A 17,622-nucleotide genomic window follows, 5' to 3' on the forward strand; every position below is an offset into this window, starting at 1 on the left:
TCTGTGGTATTTAAATTTATGCTTCTTCTACTATATCTAGTTCAACTTTTAAGTTTTCAATAATAAACTTTTGCCTATCTGGAGTATTTTTACCCATATAAAATTCTAACATTTTATCTATGGTCATTTCTTTGTCTAACATAATAGGATCTAAACGAATATCGTCTCCAATAAAATGAACAAACTCATCTGGAGAAATTTCACCTAACCCTTTAAATCGGGTAATTTCAGGTTTACCTTTTAACGATTTTATTGCATTTTTCCTTTCTTCTTCAGAGTAGCAATAAAACGTTTGTTTTTTATCGCGCACCCTAAACAGAGGCGTTTCAAGAATGAACAAATGCCCTTCTTTTATTAATTCAGGAAAAAATTGCAAAAAGAACGTAATTAACAACAATCGAATATGCATACCATCAACATCGGCATCTGTTGCAATTATAATATTGTTGTAACGTAAATTTTCTAAACCATCTTCAATATTTAAAGCGGCTTGTAACAAGTTAAATTCTTCATTCTCATACACAATTTTTTTACTCATATTGTATGAGTTCAAAGGTTTTCCTTTTAGGCTAAATACCGCTTGTGTGTTAACATTTCTTGATTTTGTAATAGAACCACTTGCAGAATCTCCCTCTGTAATAAACAAAGAACTTTCTAAACGATTGTCCTTTTTTAAATCACCCAAATGCACTCTACAATCACGTAATTTTTTGTTATGTAAATTTGCCTTTTTTGCACGTTCACGCGCTAATTTCCGTATTCCAGATAAGTCTTTACGCTCTTTTTCAGCTTGTAAAATTTTCTTCTGAATATGCTCAGCTGTATCTGGATTTTTATGTAAATAATTATCTAATTTTGTTTTAACAAAGTCTGAAATAAATGTTCTAACAGTTGGTAAATCTCCACCCATTTCAGTTGAACCTAATTTAGTTTTTGTTTGACTCTCAAAAACAGGTTCCATTACTTTAACACTAATGGCTGAAACAATAGATTTTCGAATATCTGAAGCGTCATAATTTTTACCAAAATATTCTCTAACTGTTTTTACAATAGCTTCTCTAAAAGCTGTTTGATGTGTACCACCTTGTGTAGTATGTTGTCCATTTACAAATGAATGATATTCTTCGCTATATTGTGCTTTGCTAAACGTAATTGCAACTTCAATATCTTCACCTATTAAATGAATAATTGGAAACAACATAAATTCGTCAGCAATATTTTCTTCCAATAAATCTTTTAAACCATTTTCAGAATAATATTTTTCTCCATTAAAAATAATAGTTAAACCAGTGTTTAAATACACATAGTTTTTTATCATTTTTACAATATACTCATTTCTATATTTGAATTTTGGAAAAATGCTAGTATCAGGCACAAAAATCACTTTTGTCCCTTTTCTAAGTGTTGAAGGTTGCGCTCCTTCATTCAATGTAATATTCCCTGCTGAAAACTCTGCAAAAGCAGTTTCTCCATCTCTTATAGATTGTACTTTAAAATAAGAGGATAGCGCATTTACGGCTTTTGTACCAACTCCATTTAGTCCAACAGATTTTTTAAACGCTCTAGAATCATATTTACCTCCTGTATTCATTTTAGAAACTACATCAACAACTTTTCCTAAAGGAATCCCTCTACCGTAATCACGAACCGTAACCGTTTCATTTTTTACAGCAACCTCAATGGTTTTTCCAGCTCCCATCACATACTCGTCAATTGAGTTGTCTAAAACTTCTTTAATTAAAATGTAAATACCATCATCTGGTGAAGACCCATCACCCAATTTCCCAATGTACATTCCGGGACGCATTCTAATATGTTCTTTCCAGTCTAAAGAACGAATATTATCCTCGGTATAATTTGTTTGTTTAGCCATTAATTTGTGTAAGATTCTTGAACAATTGCTAATGTAACATTTTGCAATTAAAAAGGCAAAAAAGCCTTGTATAATAGTTATTAACAGAATTTTAACAATGTGAAGCTAAAACAGTTATATTTTCACTTTTTCTTATAAGAAATTACTCCTACTCCAACAATCACAATTAGCGTACCAACAAACTGTAAAACCGTTAACTTTTCATCTAAAACTAAATATGCTAAAATAATGGTTGAAATTGGACCGATACTACCTATTATTGAAAAATTATTAGCTCCTAGTTTTTTAATAGCAAAAGAAACTAAAAATGAAGGAATTAGAGTAGATACAATTGCCATTAAAAAACCTAACACATACACTTGATAAGGATATACAAATACACTTGTTCTATCAACAATTAAATAATGAATGAATACACAAACAGTAGAAACTATCATAGCATAAGCTGTAAATGCTACTGCACCAAATTTTGGTATTAACCAACCGCTACCAACTAAATACGAGGCGTATGACAAAGCACTTAAAAAAATAAAGAAACCACCTAAAACTACATTTGAATTCTCAAACTGAACTTCTCCCCAAAAAGTAATTACAACGCCTAAATATGTAATTAAAATAGCTACAACTTGTTTTTTTGAAATTGTGGTTTTAAAAAATATTTTTGAAATTAACAAAACCAAGGTTGGATAAATAAAAAGAATTATACGTTCTAAACCAGCTTTAATAAATTTTAAACCTATAAAATCAAAATAACTTGCCAAATAATAACCTATAAATCCAAACAAAAGAATATATAAAAAATCTGCCTTTTTAATTTTATGCGGGTTTTGAGGTTTTACATAAAAGGCAATTATTAAATAAAAAGGCACAGCAAAAAGCATTCTAAATAATAATAAATGCACAGCACTTACTTCATATTTATATGCCAATTTTACCATAATTGCTTTTGCCGAAAACATAACTATGCCAACAACTGCAATTAAAATTCCTGAATTAAATATTTTTGAAAAACTCATCTGACAAACATAAACAGATGATTTTTTTTATAAAGCTATTTATAAGTTGAAAATACGATATTCAAACAGCTAATTATACATTAAAACGGAAATGCATAACATCACCATCCTTCACAATGTACTCTTTACCTTCAACACGCATTTTACCAGCTTCTTTAACTTTAATTTCACTACCATAAGAAGCAAAATCTGAATAAGCAATTACTTCAGCTCTAATAAACCCTTTTTCAAAATCAGTATGAATTACACCTGCTGCTTGCGGTGCTGTATCTCCAATATTAATGGTCCAAGCACGTACTTCTTTAACACCTGCAGTAAAATATGTTTGTTGATTTAATAGTTTATAAGCCGCTCTAATAAGTACTGAAGATCCTGGCTCTTCTAAACCTAAATCTTCTAAAAACATTTCACGTTCTTCAAAAGTTTCAAGTTCTGTAATATCAGCTTCCATTCCAACTGCCAACACAATTACTTCAGCATTTTCATTTTTTACAGCTTCTTTTAAAGCATCAACATATGCATTTCCATCAACTGCCGAATTTTCATCAACATTACACACATATAAAACAGGTTTATCTGTAATAAATTGTAACGGTTTAATATATTCTTCTCTTTCTTTTTCTGTTAATTCAACAGCTCTTACAGAGATTGCAGCTTCTAATCCTTCTTTAACTTTCATTAAAGCATCTAATTCTTTTTGAGCTTCTTTATTACCAGTTCTTGCATTTTTTTTAACGCGCTCTAACCTTTTTTCTAAAGTTTCAAAATCTTTTAACTGCAATTCAATATCAATAGTTTCTTTATCTCTAACAGGATCTACCGTAGTATCAACGTGTACAATATTATCATTGTCAAAACAACGCACCACGTGAATAATAGCGTCTGTTTCACGAATATTTGCTAAAAACTGATTTCCTAAACCTTCACCTTTACTTGCTCCTCTCACCAAACCAGCAATATCAACAATATCAACGGTTGCCATTTGCACTCGTTCAGGTTTCACCAACTCTTCTAATTTCACAATTCTTGGATCTGGTACATTCACCACACCAATATTTGGTTCAATAGTACAAAAAGGAAAGTTTGCACTTTGCGCTTTTGCATTTGATAAACAATTAAATAATGTTGATTTTCCTACATTTGGTAATCCTACAATTCCAGCCTTCATAATTTTAATTTTTAGCGCTGCAAATATAGTGTTTAGTTTTCTATTATTTAAAATGAATTTTCAATTAAAAATACACGTTAAAATTAAAACAACAAAGCAGCTAATCTTTATGTAAAAATTCTTGTTTTGCTAACAATTGTGTAGCGGTTTCTACAACATCTTCATCGGGTACGCAACAATCAACTGGGCAAACTGCAGCACATTGTGGTTCATTGTGAAACCCTTTACACTCTGTACATTTACTTGCAATAATAAAAAACACTTCATCACTTAAAGGCTCTTGTAATTCTTCAGCATTCACTTTAACTCCATTTGGTAAAATTATATTACCATTTAATGTAGTTCCTTCAGCATAGGTCCAATCTTCTGAAGTTTCATAAATAGCATTATTTGGGCATTCAGGTTCACAAGCACCACAATTTATACATTCATCAGTAATTTTTATTGCCATAATTATATTTAAGTTAATTTTGTGCAAATTATAAAAATAAACATTAAGATGAATTTAGAGCAACGCATAAAAGCATTTGCACGATTAGGAACGTTTTTTAAACAATTTTCAAATCAAAAAATTGAAAAAAATGAAGGTTCTGAATTGAACAACCTCTTTTTTGAAGCTTTTAATATGCAAATTAATAGAGCACAAGAATTTAATGGATGGTTTACAAAAGAAAATGTGCTAAAATCTATTGAAAGCTGGAGCGATGCCCTTACAGAAGAAAATTTAACTAAATGGACTGCTGCTTATAATTTTGATGAAAAAGCAACACCAAAAAATGTAGCCATTATTATGGCCGGAAATATTCCTTTGGTTGGTTTTCATGATTTTCTATCGGTGCTAATAACAGGAAATAATGCCGTTGTTAAACTCTCATCAAACGACAAAAACTTTTTACCTTTAGTAGTTAAATTTTTAGAATATTACCATTCTTATTTTAAGGGAAAAGTTACGTTTACAACTGGAAAATTAGATAATTACAACGCCGTAATTGCTACCGGAAGTGACAATACAGCGCGTTATTTTGAACATTATTTTGGAAAATATCCAAATATTATAAGAAAAAACAGAAACTCAGTTGCTATAATTACTGGAAATGAAACAAATGAAGAATTAGAAGGATTGGGAGAAGATATTTTTCAATATTTTGGTTTAGGCTGTCGCAATGTTTCAAAAATTTATGTTCCTAAAAATTACAATTTTGATGCACTTTTTAATGCGCTTTATAAATTCAAAGACATTATAAATTATAAAAAATACGAAAATAATTACGACTATAATAAAGCCGTTTATTTAATGAGTATGTTTCAAATTTTAGAAAATGGTTTTTTAATGTTGAAAGAAGATAAAAGTTTTGCTTCACCAATAGCCTCACTATTTTACGAATATTATGAAGACTTTGAAACGCTTACGCAAGAATTAAACTCACAAAGTGACCAAATTCAATGTATTGCTTGTAATAAAAAAGGCGATGGTTTTATAAAATTAGGTGAAACACAACAACCAAAATTATGGGAATTTGCTGATGGTGTTGACACTATAGAATTTCTACTTAAAAATTAAATAAACTTAAAAACAGTACTTTTTAGCAACTATTTTTGAAAGCTATAAATAAGAATAATCACGCTTTTTTAATAATTCTAAAAATCTAAAAATCACAAAGTCAGTAAATTCAATGTATTAGCGAGAACGAAAACGTTGTAAATTTTGCGAATTCTACCAAAACTAACGCAACAAAATTATGAGATTTTTGTGATATTGTTAATTTCATTGGTTTTTCATTAAAATTATAATATTTTTTTTAGTAAATATGTAGCCGCTGTTTATCTTTTTTTATCGAAATTTGTAAACAAATAATTCATATTTATAAAAATGAAAAAACATAATTTTAGTGCTGGTCCTTGTATTTTACCACAAGAAGTTTTAAAACAAGCAGCTGATGCTGTTGTTAATTTTAACAACCTAGATTTATCATTAATTGAAATCTCGCATAGAAGTAAAGATTTTGTTGCTGTCATGGAAAATGCGCGCAGTTTAGTAAAAGAATTATTAAACTTACCTGAAGGTTACTCCGTATTATTTTTACAAGGTGGAGCAAGTCTTGAATTTTTAATGACTCCTTATAACTTATTAAAAGAAGGCGGAAAAGCTGCCTACATAGATACTGGAGCTTGGGCTGCAAAAGCTTTAAAAGAAGCTAAATTATTAGGTGATGTTGAAGTTATTGGTTCTTCAAAAGACAAAACATACAACTATATTCCTAAAAACTACACTGTTCCTTCTAATGTTGATTATGTTCACGTAACATCAAATAATACAATTTACGGAACTCAATTTAAAGAATTTCCAAAAACTGATGACGCTTTGTTAGTTTGCGATATGAGCTCTGATATTTTTTCTAGAGAATTAGATTTCACAAAATTTGATTTAGTGTACGCCGGTGCTCAAAAAAATATGGGTCCTGCAGGTACAACATTGGTTGTAGTTAAAGATGAAATTTTAGGAAAAACAAGTCGCAATATCCCTGCAATGTTAGATTACCAAGTTCATTTAAGTAAAGACAGTATGTTTAACACACCTCCTGTTTTTGCTGTTTATGTTTCTATGTTAACATTACAATGGTTAAAAGATTTAGGTGGTGTTAAAGCTATCGAAAAATTAAATAAAGAAAAAGCAGCATTGTTATATGCTGAAATTGATAGAAACCCATTATTTAAAGGTTTTGCTGAAGTTGAAGACCGTTCTTTAATGAATGTTACTTTTAATTTAACTGATGAATCTACAGGTGAAGTTTTCGATAAAATTTGGAACGAAGCTGGAATAAGTGGAATAAAAGGTCACAGATCAGTTGGTGGTTACCGTGCAAGTATTTACAACGCTATGCCAATTGAAAGTATTCAAGTGTTAGTAAACGCTATGCAACAATTTGAAAAAGAAATTAAAAACTAACTAATTAAAATTATTTATAATGAAAGTATTAGCAAATGATGGATTAGCTGTAAGTGGTGTAAAAGCACTTGAAGCAGCTGGGTTTCAAGTAGATTTAACTACTGTACCTCAAGATCAATTATTAGATTATTTAAATAACAATGAAATTGTTGTTTTATTAGTAAGAAGTGCTACAACAGTAAGAAAAGATATAATTGATAACTGCGAATCTTTAAAAATTATTGGTCGTGGTGGTGTTGGAATGGATAATATTGATGTTGAATATGCGCGCGAACAAGGATTAAGTGTAATTAACACTCCTGCTGCATCATCTCACTCTGTAGCTGAATTGGTATTTGCACATTTATTTGGAATGGCTCGTTTTTTACCACAATCAAATAGAGAAATGCCTTTAGAAGGTGATACTAAGTTTAAAAACCTTAAAAAAGCATTTGCAAAAGGTGTTGAATTAAGAGGAAAAACAATTGGTATTCTTGGTTTTGGACGTATTGGACAAGCTACAGCAAAAATAGCTTTAGGATTAGGAATGAAAGTTGTTGCTTTTGATCCATTTATGGACGAAGTTAATCTTGAATTAGAATTCTTTGATCACCAATCATTATTCTTCAATATCAATACAATTTCAAAAGAAGAAGTATTGCAACAAGCAGATTTTGTTTCATTACACGTTCCTGCACAAAAAGAATACGTTATTTCAACAAATGAATTTGAAATGATGAAAGATACCGCTTGCTTAGTAAACGCAGCTCGTGGTGGTGTAGTTGATGAAGTAGCTTTAGTAGAAGCTTTAGCTAGTGGTAAAATTGCAAAAGCAGCTTTAGATGTTTTTGAAAACGAACCTACTCCTGAAATTCAATTACTTATGAACCCAAGTTTATCTTTAACACCACATATTGGTGCAGCTACAAGTGAAGCTCAAGATAGAATTGGAACTGAATTAGCAGAACAAATTATTGATATATTAAGTTAATTTTACCAATAAGATATAAAATTAAAAGGTCGTTTATTAACGGCCTTTTTAGTTTAAAAAAACTAAATTTGTATCTTTGATTTTAATAAAAGTAAACCATAAACCACACTTAAAAATGGCAATTATAAAACCTTTCAAAGGACTTAGACCACCAAAAAATATTGTTGAAGAACTTTCTTGTTTACCGTATGATGTAATGAACTCTGACGAAGCAGCGGAAATGAGTGAAGGAAAAGGCACTTCATTATTAAGAATTACCAGAGCTGAAATTGATTTTGAAAAAGGAACTGATTCTCACCAAGAAAAAGTTTACGAAAAAGCCAGTTCAAACTTTAATTATTTTCAAGAAAAAGGATATTTAATTCAAGATGAAGTTGCGCAATATTACATTTATGCGCAAACTATGAATGGAAAAACCCAATATGGAATTGTGGGTGATGCTGCTTGTGATGATTACAAAAATGGCATTATAAAAAAACACGAATTAACAAGACCAGACAAAGAAGAAGATAGAAAAATACTTACTAGATATTTACAAGCAAATATTGAACCTGTATTTTTTACCTATAGAGCCGTTCCTGAAATTGATGAAATTGTTGCTTCTATTGTGGCTAACAATGAACCAGAATACGATTTTATAGGAAAAGAAGATGGTTTTGGTCATCAATTTTGGGTTATTAATGACGCTGAAATCAATAAAAACTTAGAGCAACTTTTTAAAGAAAAAGTACCTTGCACTTACGTTGCTGATGGTCACCATAGAACTGCTGCAGCTGCAGGAATGCAAGATGAATTCATTAAAAACAACCCAAATCACACAGGAGATGAACCATACAATTATTTTATGGCTGTACATTTCCCAGATGATCAATTACAAATAATTGATTACAACCGTGTTATCAAAGATTTAAATGGATTTACTGCTGAAGAAATTGTAGAAAAAATAGAAGAAAACTTTGAAATTTCTCAAATTTCTGAAGACATCATTAAACCTGAAAAAATACATGATTTCTCAATGTATTTAAATAGTAAATGGTACGGTCTTTCAGCTAAAGAAAATACTATAAATAATGATTCTCCAATTGATGGATTAGATGTAAGTATCTTATCAAAATTTGTTTTAGAACCAATTTTAAATATTAAAGATTTAAGAACCGATACTAGAATTGAATTTGTTGGTGGAATTAGAGGTTTAGGTGAACTTAGTAAGCGTGTAGATAATGGTGAAATGGCCATTGCTTTTGCATTATTTCCTGTAAGTATGGAAGAACTAATGCATATTGCAGATACCAATAATATTATGCCTCCAAAAGTAACTTGGTTTGAACCTAAATTACGTTCTGGTTTAGTAATTAATAAATTAAATTAATTTTGACAAGTATAGCTGATAATTTACAAAACATAAAAAGTACCCTGCCAGCTAATATTACACTAGTTGCGGTATCTAAAACAAAGCCTGTTTCTGAAATTTTAGAAGCGTACAATGCAGGACAACGTATTTTTGGTGAAAACAAAGTGCAAGAAATGGCACAAAAGTTTGAAACAATGCCAAAAGATATTCAGTGGCATATGATTGGTCATTTACAACGCAATAAGGTAAAGTATATGGCACATTTTGTAGATTTAATTCACGGTGTGGATAGCTTAAAAACGTTGAAAGAAATTAATAAACAAGCCCTTAAACATGAGCGTGTTATTAATTGCTTATTACAATTAAAAATAGCAAAAGAAGACACAAAATTTGGACTTTCATTTACAGAAGTTGAAAATATTTTAAACTCTGAAGAATTAAAAAATTTAAAAAATATTCATATAAAAGGTGTCATGGGAATGGCATCTTTTACTTCTGATGAAAGTATTGTTAGAGCCGAATTTAAAACCTTAAAAAATTTCTTTGAAAAGCTAAAAACAATTAATCTATTTAACTGTACACCAACTACTATTTCAATGGGTATGAGTGGTGATTATAAATTAGCCATTGAAGAAGGCAGTACTATGGTTCGCGTAGGAAGTGCTATATTTGGACACAGAAATTACTAGTATTTGTACGCAATTGTAGACATAGAAACAACAGGTGGTAAATTTAATGAAGAAGGAATTACTGAAATTGCTATTTATAAATTTGATGGTCATGAAATTGTAGATCAATTTATTAGCCTTGTAAATCCTGAAAAAGATATTCAACCATTTGTAGTTACTTTAACAGGAATTAATAATGGAATGTTGGTAAATGCACCTAAATTTCATGAAATTGCAAAACGTATTGTTGAAATATTTGAAGATTGCATTTTAGTAGCGCACAATGCTAGTTTTGATAGTAGAATATTAGCAACTGAATTTAGACGATTAGGTTATCATTTCGATCCTAAAACGTTGTGCACTGTAGAACTTAGTAAACAATTAATACCAGACCTTCCCTCCTACAAATTAGGACGCTTATGTAAATCTTTAGGTATTCCTATTTCAAGTAGACATAGAGCTGATGGTGATGCACTGGCAACAGTTCAATTATTTAAGCTTTTACTAAATAAAGATGTTGAAAAGAATATTATTAAACAAGCAGTAAAAGCTGATAATCCTAAAAAACTAGCTCCAAAATTAATGTCTATATTAGACGAGCTACCAAGTAAGACTGGAGTTTTTTATGTACACAACAATTCACGTAAAATTGTATACATTGGTAAGGGCAAAAATATTAAAAAAACAGTAAATCAATTGTTTTTAAGAGCTTCTAGAAAAGCCAAAACCATTCAAAAAAATGTGACTTCAATCACTTATGAAACTACAGGAAATGATTTAATTGCTCAATTAAAATTTTCTGAAGAAATAAAAATTAATAAACCTATTTTCAACTACAAATTAAAAAACAACATTCAAACAGTTGAGTTTAGTAGTCAAAACTTTTTACTTATTGATAAAGGTAGAACTGTTGGAGAAAAAGCGGTATTATTAGTTGAAAACAATCAATTTAAAGGGTTTTGCTTTACAGATTTAAGTTATCAAATAAATAATATTGAAGTACTTCGAAATTTAATTGCTCCTATGGAAGATTCAATCTTAAATAGAAATATTATTAAAAAGTACCTCGACAAAAATCAAATTGAAAAATTAATTGAATTTTAGATATCTTAAAATTCTCAAAATACTATGAAAAAAACACTCACCCTCATTTTCCTTTTAATAACAATTTATTCCTATTCTCAAGAAACAACATATAAATTTGGAGAAATCACTGCAAATGATCTAAGTTTTAAAGCCTCACAAATAGATGCTACTGCTAATGCAGTTGTACTCTATGAATCTGGCGATTCAAAGTTCACTGTAGATGATAGAAACATAAATGTAAACACAACCTATTACTTTAAAATAAAAATTTTTAATAAAGAAGGTTTTAAACACGGCACATTTTCAATTCCAATTTATGCGAACAAAAATAACAGTGAAAAGGTTGTAAAAATTAAGGGAATTACGCATAACAGTAACACTAAAAATCAAACACATTTGTCACTAAACAATGTGTTTACTGAGCAAGAAAACACAAATTGGAAATCTGTAAAATTTACAATGCCAAACCTTAAAGAAAACTGCATTATTGAAGTTTCATATACTGTGGTTACTCCTTTTAAATTTAATTTAACAGGTTGGGATTTTCAATCAGATATTCCAAAATTATCAAGTCAATACAAAGCTCTTATCCCTGGTAATTATTTCTACAACAGAAGTTTAACAGGTTACTTAAAACTTAGTTTAAACAATTCAACCGTAAAAAAACATTGCTTTCATGTTCCTGGTGTTATGGGTGATGCAAATTGTGAAGAGATAGTTTACGGAATGAAAAACATTCCTGCTTTTATTGAAGAAGATTATATGACTAGTAAAGAAAATTTTATATCAAAAATAAAATTTGAATTAGCTGAGTCTGTTTGGTTTGATGGAACAAAGAAAAAATACACAACAACTTGGGATGCTGTAGATAAGGAATTTAAATCTGATAAAAACATTGGTATTCAGTTTAAAAAAATTAAATATTTTGAAGATTTAATACCAGAAGAAATTAAAAATATTCCTAATGATTTAGACAAAGCAAAAGCTGTATACACTTTTATTCAAGATCATTTTACTTGGAATGAAAAATATGGAATATTTAAAAATGCACGTGTAAAACAGGCTTTTGAAGCAAAAATTGGTAATGTAACCGAAATAAATATTTCATTAATTAACGCCTTAAAAACGGTAGGTTTAAACACTGAATTAGTTTTATCTTCAACCAGAAATCATGGCGTACCAACAAAATTATATCCTATAATATCAGATTTTAATTACGTATTGGCAAAAGTAAATATTAACAACACCTACTATTTATTAGATGCGTCTCAAAAATTAAATCCATTTGGGTTGTTACCTTTTAAATGTTTGAACAGCTATGGTAGAGCTATGGATTTTAAAAATGATAGTTATTGGGTTAACATTATTCCAACTAAAAACAATAAAACAAATTTATATGCTAGCTTAGTTTTAAATGAAGATGGAAGTATTCACGGAAAATTAAGAAGAGTTAGCACAGGTTACCACGCTTTAAATAAAAGAATAGCATATTTAAAACTAAACAACGATGAAATTGCTGATGATTTTGAAAATATTTTTTCAAATTTAACGGTAGAAAATTACACGTTAGAAAATAAAAACGATATTAATAAACCAATTATTGAAGTATTTGATTTTGTTGTAGAGTTTGATGATCCTCGAAAAATATATTTCAATCCATTTTTTGGAGGAAGCTTTCAAGAAAATCCTTTTAAACAAGAAGATAGATTGTATCCTGTTGATTTTGGATTTATCAAGAAATATAATTTACACTTCAACATAGAACTACCTGAGAACTACAAAATTGAATCTTTTCCAAAGTCAGAAAAATATAATATTACTGAAAATGGAGCTAGTTTTGAAATCAACTCAAAATTAATAGAAGATTATAAATATACACTGCAGAGCAATCTCACAATTGCAAAAGACAAATTTTTAAACAATGAATATAATTCATTAAAAAAACTTTTTGAACACACCATAATAGCACAAAAAACACCACTAGTTATTAAAAAAGTTGAAACAAATTAAAGTCTGTTTTCTTTATCTAAAGAAAAACACTAATTTTAGTATAGAAAAGTTTACACTATTTTGAAAAAAGACATTAAAAATACTAAGCCTAACTTGAAAAGAAAGGTTCATGATATTATTTATGAAGCCGATACCAAGCATGGGAAATTATTTGATGTAATATTAATTATTACTATTATAATTAGTATAATTTTGGTAATGTTAGAGAGTGTTGAAAGTATTGACAAAAAATACCATGACATTTTAAATTTTTCTGAATGGATTATAACCATCTTATTTACAATTGAATATATAGCTAGAATTGCAAGTATTAAAAAGAAGTCAAGCTATATTTTTAGTTTCTATGGAATTATAGATTTTTTAGCAACTATCCCAAAATATGTTTCAATTTTTGTAGTAGGTTCACATGCGCTCATAGCATTAAGAGCGCTTCGTTTATTACGTGTTTTCAGAATTTTAAAATTAGGACGTTATTTAGGAGCTTCTAAAAGTTTACACACCGCTTTAATAGCAAGTAGAATTAAAATTTCAGTATTCTTATTTAGTGTTATTGTTCTTACTATTATTTTAGGAACAGTAATGTACCTTGTTGAAGGTCCTACAAACGGATTTACAAGTATACCCAAAAGTATGTATTGGGCAATTGTAACACTAACTACCGTAGGTTATGGAGATATTGCACCACAAACACCACTAGGGCAATTTATTGCTGGTTTGGTAATGATTTTAGGATACGGAATTATTGCCGTACCAACTGGGATTGTTACTTCTGAAATGGCAAAATCAGAAGAACCTAAATTGCATACAAACACACAGCACTGCACATATTGCTCAGCACACAACCATTTAGATAATGCAAAATACTGTCATAAATGTGGCGAAAAATTATACCATGAATAAATTTTTAATTACCGTTGTTGGTGCAACCGCTATTGGAAAAACTGCCTTAAGCATACACTTAGCGAAACATTTTAATACAGAAATTATTTCTTGTGATTCACGCCAATTTTATAAAGAAATGTGTATTGGTACAGCAGTTCCAACTACAAAGGAATTAGCAGCAGCACCACATCATTTTATTCAAAACAGATCAATTTTTGATGATTATAGTGTTGGGCAATTTGAAAAAGATGCCTTAAAAAAATTAGATGAACTTTTTAAAAAACACAATGTAGTTATTATGGTTGGTGGTAGCGGTTTATATGCCAACGCCGTGCTAAATGGATTGGATTATTTTCCAAAAGTTGATCCAGAAATTAGAACCAAATTAAATGCAAAACTTGAGACAGAAGGAATTGAATCACTTCAAAAACAATTAAAAAAACTAGATCCAACGTCATACAATGAAATAGAAATTGACAATCCACACAGATTAATTAGAGCATTAGAAACTTGTATTGGATCAGGTAAAACATATGCCGAGTTTAAAAACAAACCTAAAGCAACTCGCAATTTTAAAAGTATTAAAATTGGATTGACAGCCGAAAGAGAAATTATGTACCAACGCATAAATAAACGTGTAGATATTATGATACAAGAAGGCTTAGAACAAGAAGCTAAAAAACTGTTTAAACACAAATACTTAAACGCTTTACAAACAGTTGGTTATCGTGAACTTTTCAATTATCTTGAAGGACAATCAAACTTAGAGTTTGCTATTGAAGAAATTAAGAAAAACACACGTCGTTTTGCAAAAAGACAAGTTACTTGGAATAAAAAAGATACTGAAATTAATTGGTTTAACTTTGAGGAAAATGTAGCCACAATTATAAAGGAAACCGAAAACTTACTGTTAACTTCTAAAAATTAACATCTTATTAAACAAGCTTAATTTTAATTATTACTTCTAAAGTAAAATCTACAAACAGAGAGAAATACAAATCTATTAATGCAGTAAATTACAGCTTCATCGTTTATATTTAAAAAATTATAAATTTTTACTCAAAAAAAGTATATTTGACCAATTAAAAAAACGATTAAAATGAAAAAACTACTTACTTTACTTTTATTTTCTAGTATCCTTTTAGGATTCTCAACTTCTGCAACTGCTCAAGAAGATTACACCGCATTAAACCTATATGTTTCTTTTGGTGATAATGCAGCTATCAATGCTCAATACGAAATTCCAATTATGGAGAATGTAACCATTTCTCCATCTGTTGTAGTTCCTTTTGACTTTGATAATTTAACCGTTGGTGCAAGAGCTGATTACTATTTTGATAGTTTAATGAGTTTGCCTGAACCTTGGGATATTTGGGGTGGTGTTGACACTGGTTTTGTACTTGGAGGAGATGATGCTTTTAATATAAATGCACACGTTGGTGTAGAATATAAACTTAGCAAAACCTTAGGTATTATTGCTGAATTTGGTGGCGGAACTGCTTCTTTTGGTGGCTTTGGAGTTGGACTACATTTCTAAAACCTATAAAACGTATGTAAAGGCCTTATTTTTTAATAAGGCCTTTTTTTATGGCTAATTATTAAATATAGTTATCTTTAATAAATCATTTCAAATATAATTATTGTGAATAAAAAGGACCTTAAAGAATTTCTAGATCAAAAAGTATTGGAATACAACAATCCAAAATTTATTGAAAGTGATCCTGTACAAATACCACATCTTTTCACGCTAAAAGAAGACATTGAAATTGCAGGGTTTTTAGCAGCCACAATTGCTTGGGGAAACCGAAAAATGATTATAAATAATTCTCACAAAATGATGGAGCTCATGGGAAATTCTCCATTTGATTTTGTAATGAATCACAAGCAACATCATTTAGATAGTTTTAATGGTTTTGTTCATAGAACTTTTAATCATATAGATTTCACTTATTTTATAAAAGCTCTAAACCACATTTATAAAAATTACAATGGTTTGGAAAATGTATTTCAACAAAATGCCACGTCAAATTCACTTCAACCCGCAATTCATCACTTTAAAAAAATATTTTTTGAAATAAATCATCCAATAAGAACAACTAAACACATTTCAGATCCTTTAAAAGGATCCGCAGCGAAAAGAATAAATATGTATTTAAGATGGATGATTCGAGAAGATAAAAATGGTGTTGATTTTGGATTGTGGAAATCTATCTCACCTAGTGTATTATCTTGCCCGTTAGATGTTCACTCAGGGAATGTTGCTAGAAAACTTGGGATTTTAACAAGGAAACAAAATGATGCCAAAGCATTAGCTGAATTAGATACTGCTTTAAGAAAAATGGATGCCAATGATCCGGTAAAATATGATTTTGCCTTATTTGGTTTGGGTGTTTTTGAAAAGTTTTAAAATAATAACATAGGTAATTCTATGTTCAAATGAATATTAGAATCTCATTAAAAAAATATTATTTCAAACTTTCTTAAGTTTTCAAGGTCTAATATTTAATAACTTTAATTAATAATAATTTAATTGTATTAAATCTTAAATAATTGGTAAACGAGTCAGAATTCATACAAAAATTAACAAGCCCAAAACATAAAGATGAAGCCTTTAAGCAATTACTTCAACTTTATCAAAAAAGATTGTATTGGCATATTCGAAAATTAGTTATAACCCATGAAAATGCTGATGATGTTTTACAAAATACTTTTGTTAGAATTTTTAAAAGTTTGCCCAATTTTAAACAAAAAAGTTCATTACATACTTGGATGTTCAAAATTGCTTACAATGAATCTTTACGATTTTTAGAACAACAAAAAAAGAAACAGCATCAATCCTTAAATGAAATTACTTCAATGTATATGGATCAATTGGTTTCTGATACTTTCTTTGAAGGAAGTGAAATTCAATTAAAATTACAGCGTATTTTAGCAAGTCTTCCTGAGAAACAACGCCATATATTTCATCTAAAATACTTTGACGATTTAAAATTTAATGAAATGGAGACCATTTTAGGAATTAAAGAAGGCACCATAAAAACATCGTATTACAAAACGGTTGATTTTATTAAAAAAAACATAAACAAGGAAGAACTTTCCCTTAAAATTAAGGTCTAACTACTACTAACTAAAATCATAAAACATGAAATTAAATAACAATAATATTGATAAAACCCATTCTAAGGAATTAGGATTTTCTACTCCAAACAACTACTTTGAAACATCAAAGAATGAAATTTTTCATAAAGTTTCAGTTAAAAATAAACCAAAACGTATTTTATTAAATAAAACAAACGTTGTTTGGTTAGCGGCTGCTAGTATTGCTCTGTTAATTACGTTTACATTAATTAAACCAACAACATTTTCATCTTTAAAAAATGTGCCTACCATAGTTTCTGATTCACTACACAAAATTCAAGATACAAATTTGATGGATCAATATTTTTCTTCAGAAGATAATATCATTTTAACTTCCCTATTTGTTGATGATGAAAATATTGACAATTATGTAGCTCAATATATTGTAGAAGATATACTTATTGATGAATATATTGACAGTTATATTGTAGATGAAATGATGAATGACGAATTAATTTTTCAGTAATTAAAACTTTTTAATATACCTAAGGTCTAAATAATAGAACGTTCAAA

The 17,622-nt window shown here is 29.2% G+C and carries 17 protein-coding genes; 13 read left to right on the forward strand and 4 right to left on the reverse strand.

Annotated elements, in window-relative coordinates; genetic code table 11:
- Positions 1 to 16: 16 nt before the first annotated feature.
- The 4 genes from ACFQ5N_RS09430 to ACFQ5N_RS09445 all read right to left on the reverse strand — a co-directional run bounded on the left by ACFQ5N_RS09430 (position 17) and on the right by ACFQ5N_RS09445 (position 4,508).
- Positions 17 to 1,873, reverse strand: a complete 1,857-nt coding sequence (locus tag ACFQ5N_RS09430) for a DNA topoisomerase IV subunit B (protein ID WP_386809246.1) — start codon at positions 1,871 to 1,873, stop codon at positions 17 to 19.
- A gap of 122 nt (positions 1,874 to 1,995) precedes the next feature.
- Positions 1,996 to 2,889, reverse strand: coding sequence for a DMT family transporter (locus tag ACFQ5N_RS09435; protein ID WP_386809247.1), 894 nt, complete (start codon positions 2,887 to 2,889; stop codon positions 1,996 to 1,998).
- Between the two features lie 73 nt (positions 2,890 to 2,962).
- Positions 2,963 to 4,057: a redox-regulated ATPase YchF gene (gene ychF, locus ACFQ5N_RS09440; RefSeq protein WP_386809248.1), complete on the reverse strand. Its 1,095-nt coding sequence runs from the start codon at positions 4,055 to 4,057 to the stop codon at positions 2,963 to 2,965.
- A gap of 100 nt (positions 4,058 to 4,157) precedes the next feature.
- On the reverse strand, positions 4,158 to 4,508 hold the full coding sequence (locus tag ACFQ5N_RS09445; protein WP_386809249.1) for a 4Fe-4S binding protein: 351 nt from the start codon (positions 4,506 to 4,508) through the stop codon (positions 4,158 to 4,160).
- Positions 4,509 to 4,556: 48 nt separating this feature from the next.
- Between ACFQ5N_RS09445 and ACFQ5N_RS09450 the strand changes: the two genes are divergently transcribed.
- The 13 genes from ACFQ5N_RS09450 (at position 4,557) to ACFQ5N_RS09510 (ending at position 17,575) form a co-directional block, all read left to right on the forward strand.
- Complete coding sequence (locus ACFQ5N_RS09450; RefSeq protein WP_386809250.1) at positions 4,557 to 5,618, forward strand: acyl-CoA reductase; 1,062 nt, start codon at positions 4,557 to 4,559, stop codon at positions 5,616 to 5,618.
- A 309-nt stretch (positions 5,619 to 5,927) separates the two neighbouring features.
- Complete coding sequence (gene serC, locus ACFQ5N_RS09455; protein ID WP_386809251.1) at positions 5,928 to 7,004, forward strand: 3-phosphoserine/phosphohydroxythreonine transaminase; 1,077 nt, start codon at positions 5,928 to 5,930, stop codon at positions 7,002 to 7,004.
- 19 nt (positions 7,005 to 7,023) lie between these two features.
- A complete protein-coding gene (locus ACFQ5N_RS09460) occupies positions 7,024 to 7,974 on the forward strand; it encodes a D-2-hydroxyacid dehydrogenase (RefSeq protein ID WP_386809252.1) in 951 nt (316 codons plus the stop codon).
- A gap of 115 nt (positions 7,975 to 8,089) precedes the next feature.
- On the forward strand, positions 8,090 to 9,343 hold the full coding sequence (locus tag ACFQ5N_RS09465; RefSeq protein ID WP_386809253.1) for a DUF1015 domain-containing protein: 1,254 nt from the start codon (positions 8,090 to 8,092) through the stop codon (positions 9,341 to 9,343).
- 2 nt (positions 9,344 to 9,345) lie between these two features.
- The gene (locus ACFQ5N_RS09470) at positions 9,346 to 10,014 is read left to right on the forward strand and encodes a YggS family pyridoxal phosphate-dependent enzyme (protein ID WP_386809254.1); all 669 of its coding nucleotides are present in this window, start codon (positions 9,346 to 9,348) and stop codon (positions 10,012 to 10,014) included.
- Positions 10,015 to 10,017: 3 nt separating this feature from the next.
- The gene (locus ACFQ5N_RS09475) at positions 10,018 to 11,097 is read left to right on the forward strand and encodes an exonuclease domain-containing protein (RefSeq protein ID WP_386809255.1); all 1,080 of its coding nucleotides are present in this window, start codon (positions 10,018 to 10,020) and stop codon (positions 11,095 to 11,097) included.
- Positions 11,098 to 11,121: 24 nt separating this feature from the next.
- Positions 11,122 to 13,089, forward strand: a complete 1,968-nt coding sequence (locus tag ACFQ5N_RS09480) for a transglutaminase domain-containing protein (RefSeq protein ID WP_386809256.1) — start codon at positions 11,122 to 11,124, stop codon at positions 13,087 to 13,089.
- Positions 13,090 to 13,182: 93 nt separating this feature from the next.
- Complete coding sequence (locus ACFQ5N_RS09485) at positions 13,183 to 13,989, forward strand: ion transporter (protein ID WP_386809257.1); 807 nt, start codon at positions 13,183 to 13,185, stop codon at positions 13,987 to 13,989.
- The gene (gene miaA / locus ACFQ5N_RS09490) at positions 13,982 to 14,899 is read left to right on the forward strand and encodes a tRNA (adenosine(37)-N6)-dimethylallyltransferase MiaA (RefSeq protein ID WP_386809258.1); all 918 of its coding nucleotides are present in this window, start codon (positions 13,982 to 13,984) and stop codon (positions 14,897 to 14,899) included. Before ACFQ5N_RS09485 ends, miaA begins: the two co-directional genes overlap by 8 nt.
- Before the next feature lie 171 nt (positions 14,900 to 15,070).
- Complete coding sequence (locus ACFQ5N_RS09495) at positions 15,071 to 15,508, forward strand: hypothetical protein (RefSeq protein ID WP_386809259.1); 438 nt, start codon at positions 15,071 to 15,073, stop codon at positions 15,506 to 15,508.
- Positions 15,509 to 15,613: 105 nt separating this feature from the next.
- Positions 15,614 to 16,378, forward strand: coding sequence for a TIGR02757 family protein (locus ACFQ5N_RS09500; RefSeq protein WP_386809260.1), 765 nt, complete (start codon positions 15,614 to 15,616; stop codon positions 16,376 to 16,378).
- A gap of 143 nt (positions 16,379 to 16,521) precedes the next feature.
- The gene (locus ACFQ5N_RS09505) at positions 16,522 to 17,088 is read left to right on the forward strand and encodes an RNA polymerase sigma factor (protein ID WP_386809261.1); all 567 of its coding nucleotides are present in this window, start codon (positions 16,522 to 16,524) and stop codon (positions 17,086 to 17,088) included.
- A 25-nt stretch (positions 17,089 to 17,113) separates the two neighbouring features.
- The gene (locus ACFQ5N_RS09510) at positions 17,114 to 17,575 is read left to right on the forward strand and encodes a hypothetical protein (protein WP_386809262.1); all 462 of its coding nucleotides are present in this window, start codon (positions 17,114 to 17,116) and stop codon (positions 17,573 to 17,575) included.
- Positions 17,576 to 17,622: the final 47 nt, after the last annotated feature.

The organism is Lutibacter holmesii, from assembly GCF_042679665.1.
Taxonomy (GTDB): domain Bacteria; phylum Bacteroidota; class Bacteroidia; order Flavobacteriales; family Flavobacteriaceae; genus Lutibacter; species Lutibacter holmesii.

What these genes read in the sequence shown, in the direction of transcription:
- ACFQ5N_RS09430 (WP_386809246.1), bottom strand. Translation starts at nt 1,873, where the DNA reads ATGGCTAAACAAACAAATTATACCGAGGATAATATTCGTTCTTTAGAC.
- ACFQ5N_RS09435 (WP_386809247.1), bottom strand. Translation starts at nt 2,889, where the DNA reads ATGAGTTTTTCAAAAATATTTAATTCAGGAATTTTAATTGCAGTTGTT.
- ychF (WP_386809248.1), bottom strand. Translation starts at nt 4,057, where the DNA reads ATGAAGGCTGGAATTGTAGGATTACCAAATGTAGGAAAATCAACATTA.
- ACFQ5N_RS09445 (WP_386809249.1), bottom strand. Translation starts at nt 4,508, where the DNA reads ATGGCAATAAAAATTACTGATGAATGTATAAATTGTGGTGCTTGTGAA.
- ACFQ5N_RS09450 (WP_386809250.1), top strand. Translation starts at nt 4,557, where the DNA reads ATGAATTTAGAGCAACGCATAAAAGCATTTGCACGATTAGGAACGTTT.
- serC (WP_386809251.1), top strand. Translation starts at nt 5,928, where the DNA reads ATGAAAAAACATAATTTTAGTGCTGGTCCTTGTATTTTACCACAAGAA.
- ACFQ5N_RS09460 (WP_386809252.1), top strand. Translation starts at nt 7,024, where the DNA reads ATGAAAGTATTAGCAAATGATGGATTAGCTGTAAGTGGTGTAAAAGCA.
- ACFQ5N_RS09465 (WP_386809253.1), top strand. Translation starts at nt 8,090, where the DNA reads ATGGCAATTATAAAACCTTTCAAAGGACTTAGACCACCAAAAAATATT.
- ACFQ5N_RS09480 (WP_386809256.1), top strand. Translation starts at nt 11,122, where the DNA reads ATGAAAAAAACACTCACCCTCATTTTCCTTTTAATAACAATTTATTCC.
- miaA (WP_386809258.1), top strand. Translation starts at nt 13,982, where the DNA reads ATGAATAAATTTTTAATTACCGTTGTTGGTGCAACCGCTATTGGAAAA.
- ACFQ5N_RS09495 (WP_386809259.1), top strand. Translation starts at nt 15,071, where the DNA reads ATGAAAAAACTACTTACTTTACTTTTATTTTCTAGTATCCTTTTAGGA.
- ACFQ5N_RS09510 (WP_386809262.1), top strand. Translation starts at nt 17,114, where the DNA reads ATGAAATTAAATAACAATAATATTGATAAAACCCATTCTAAGGAATTA.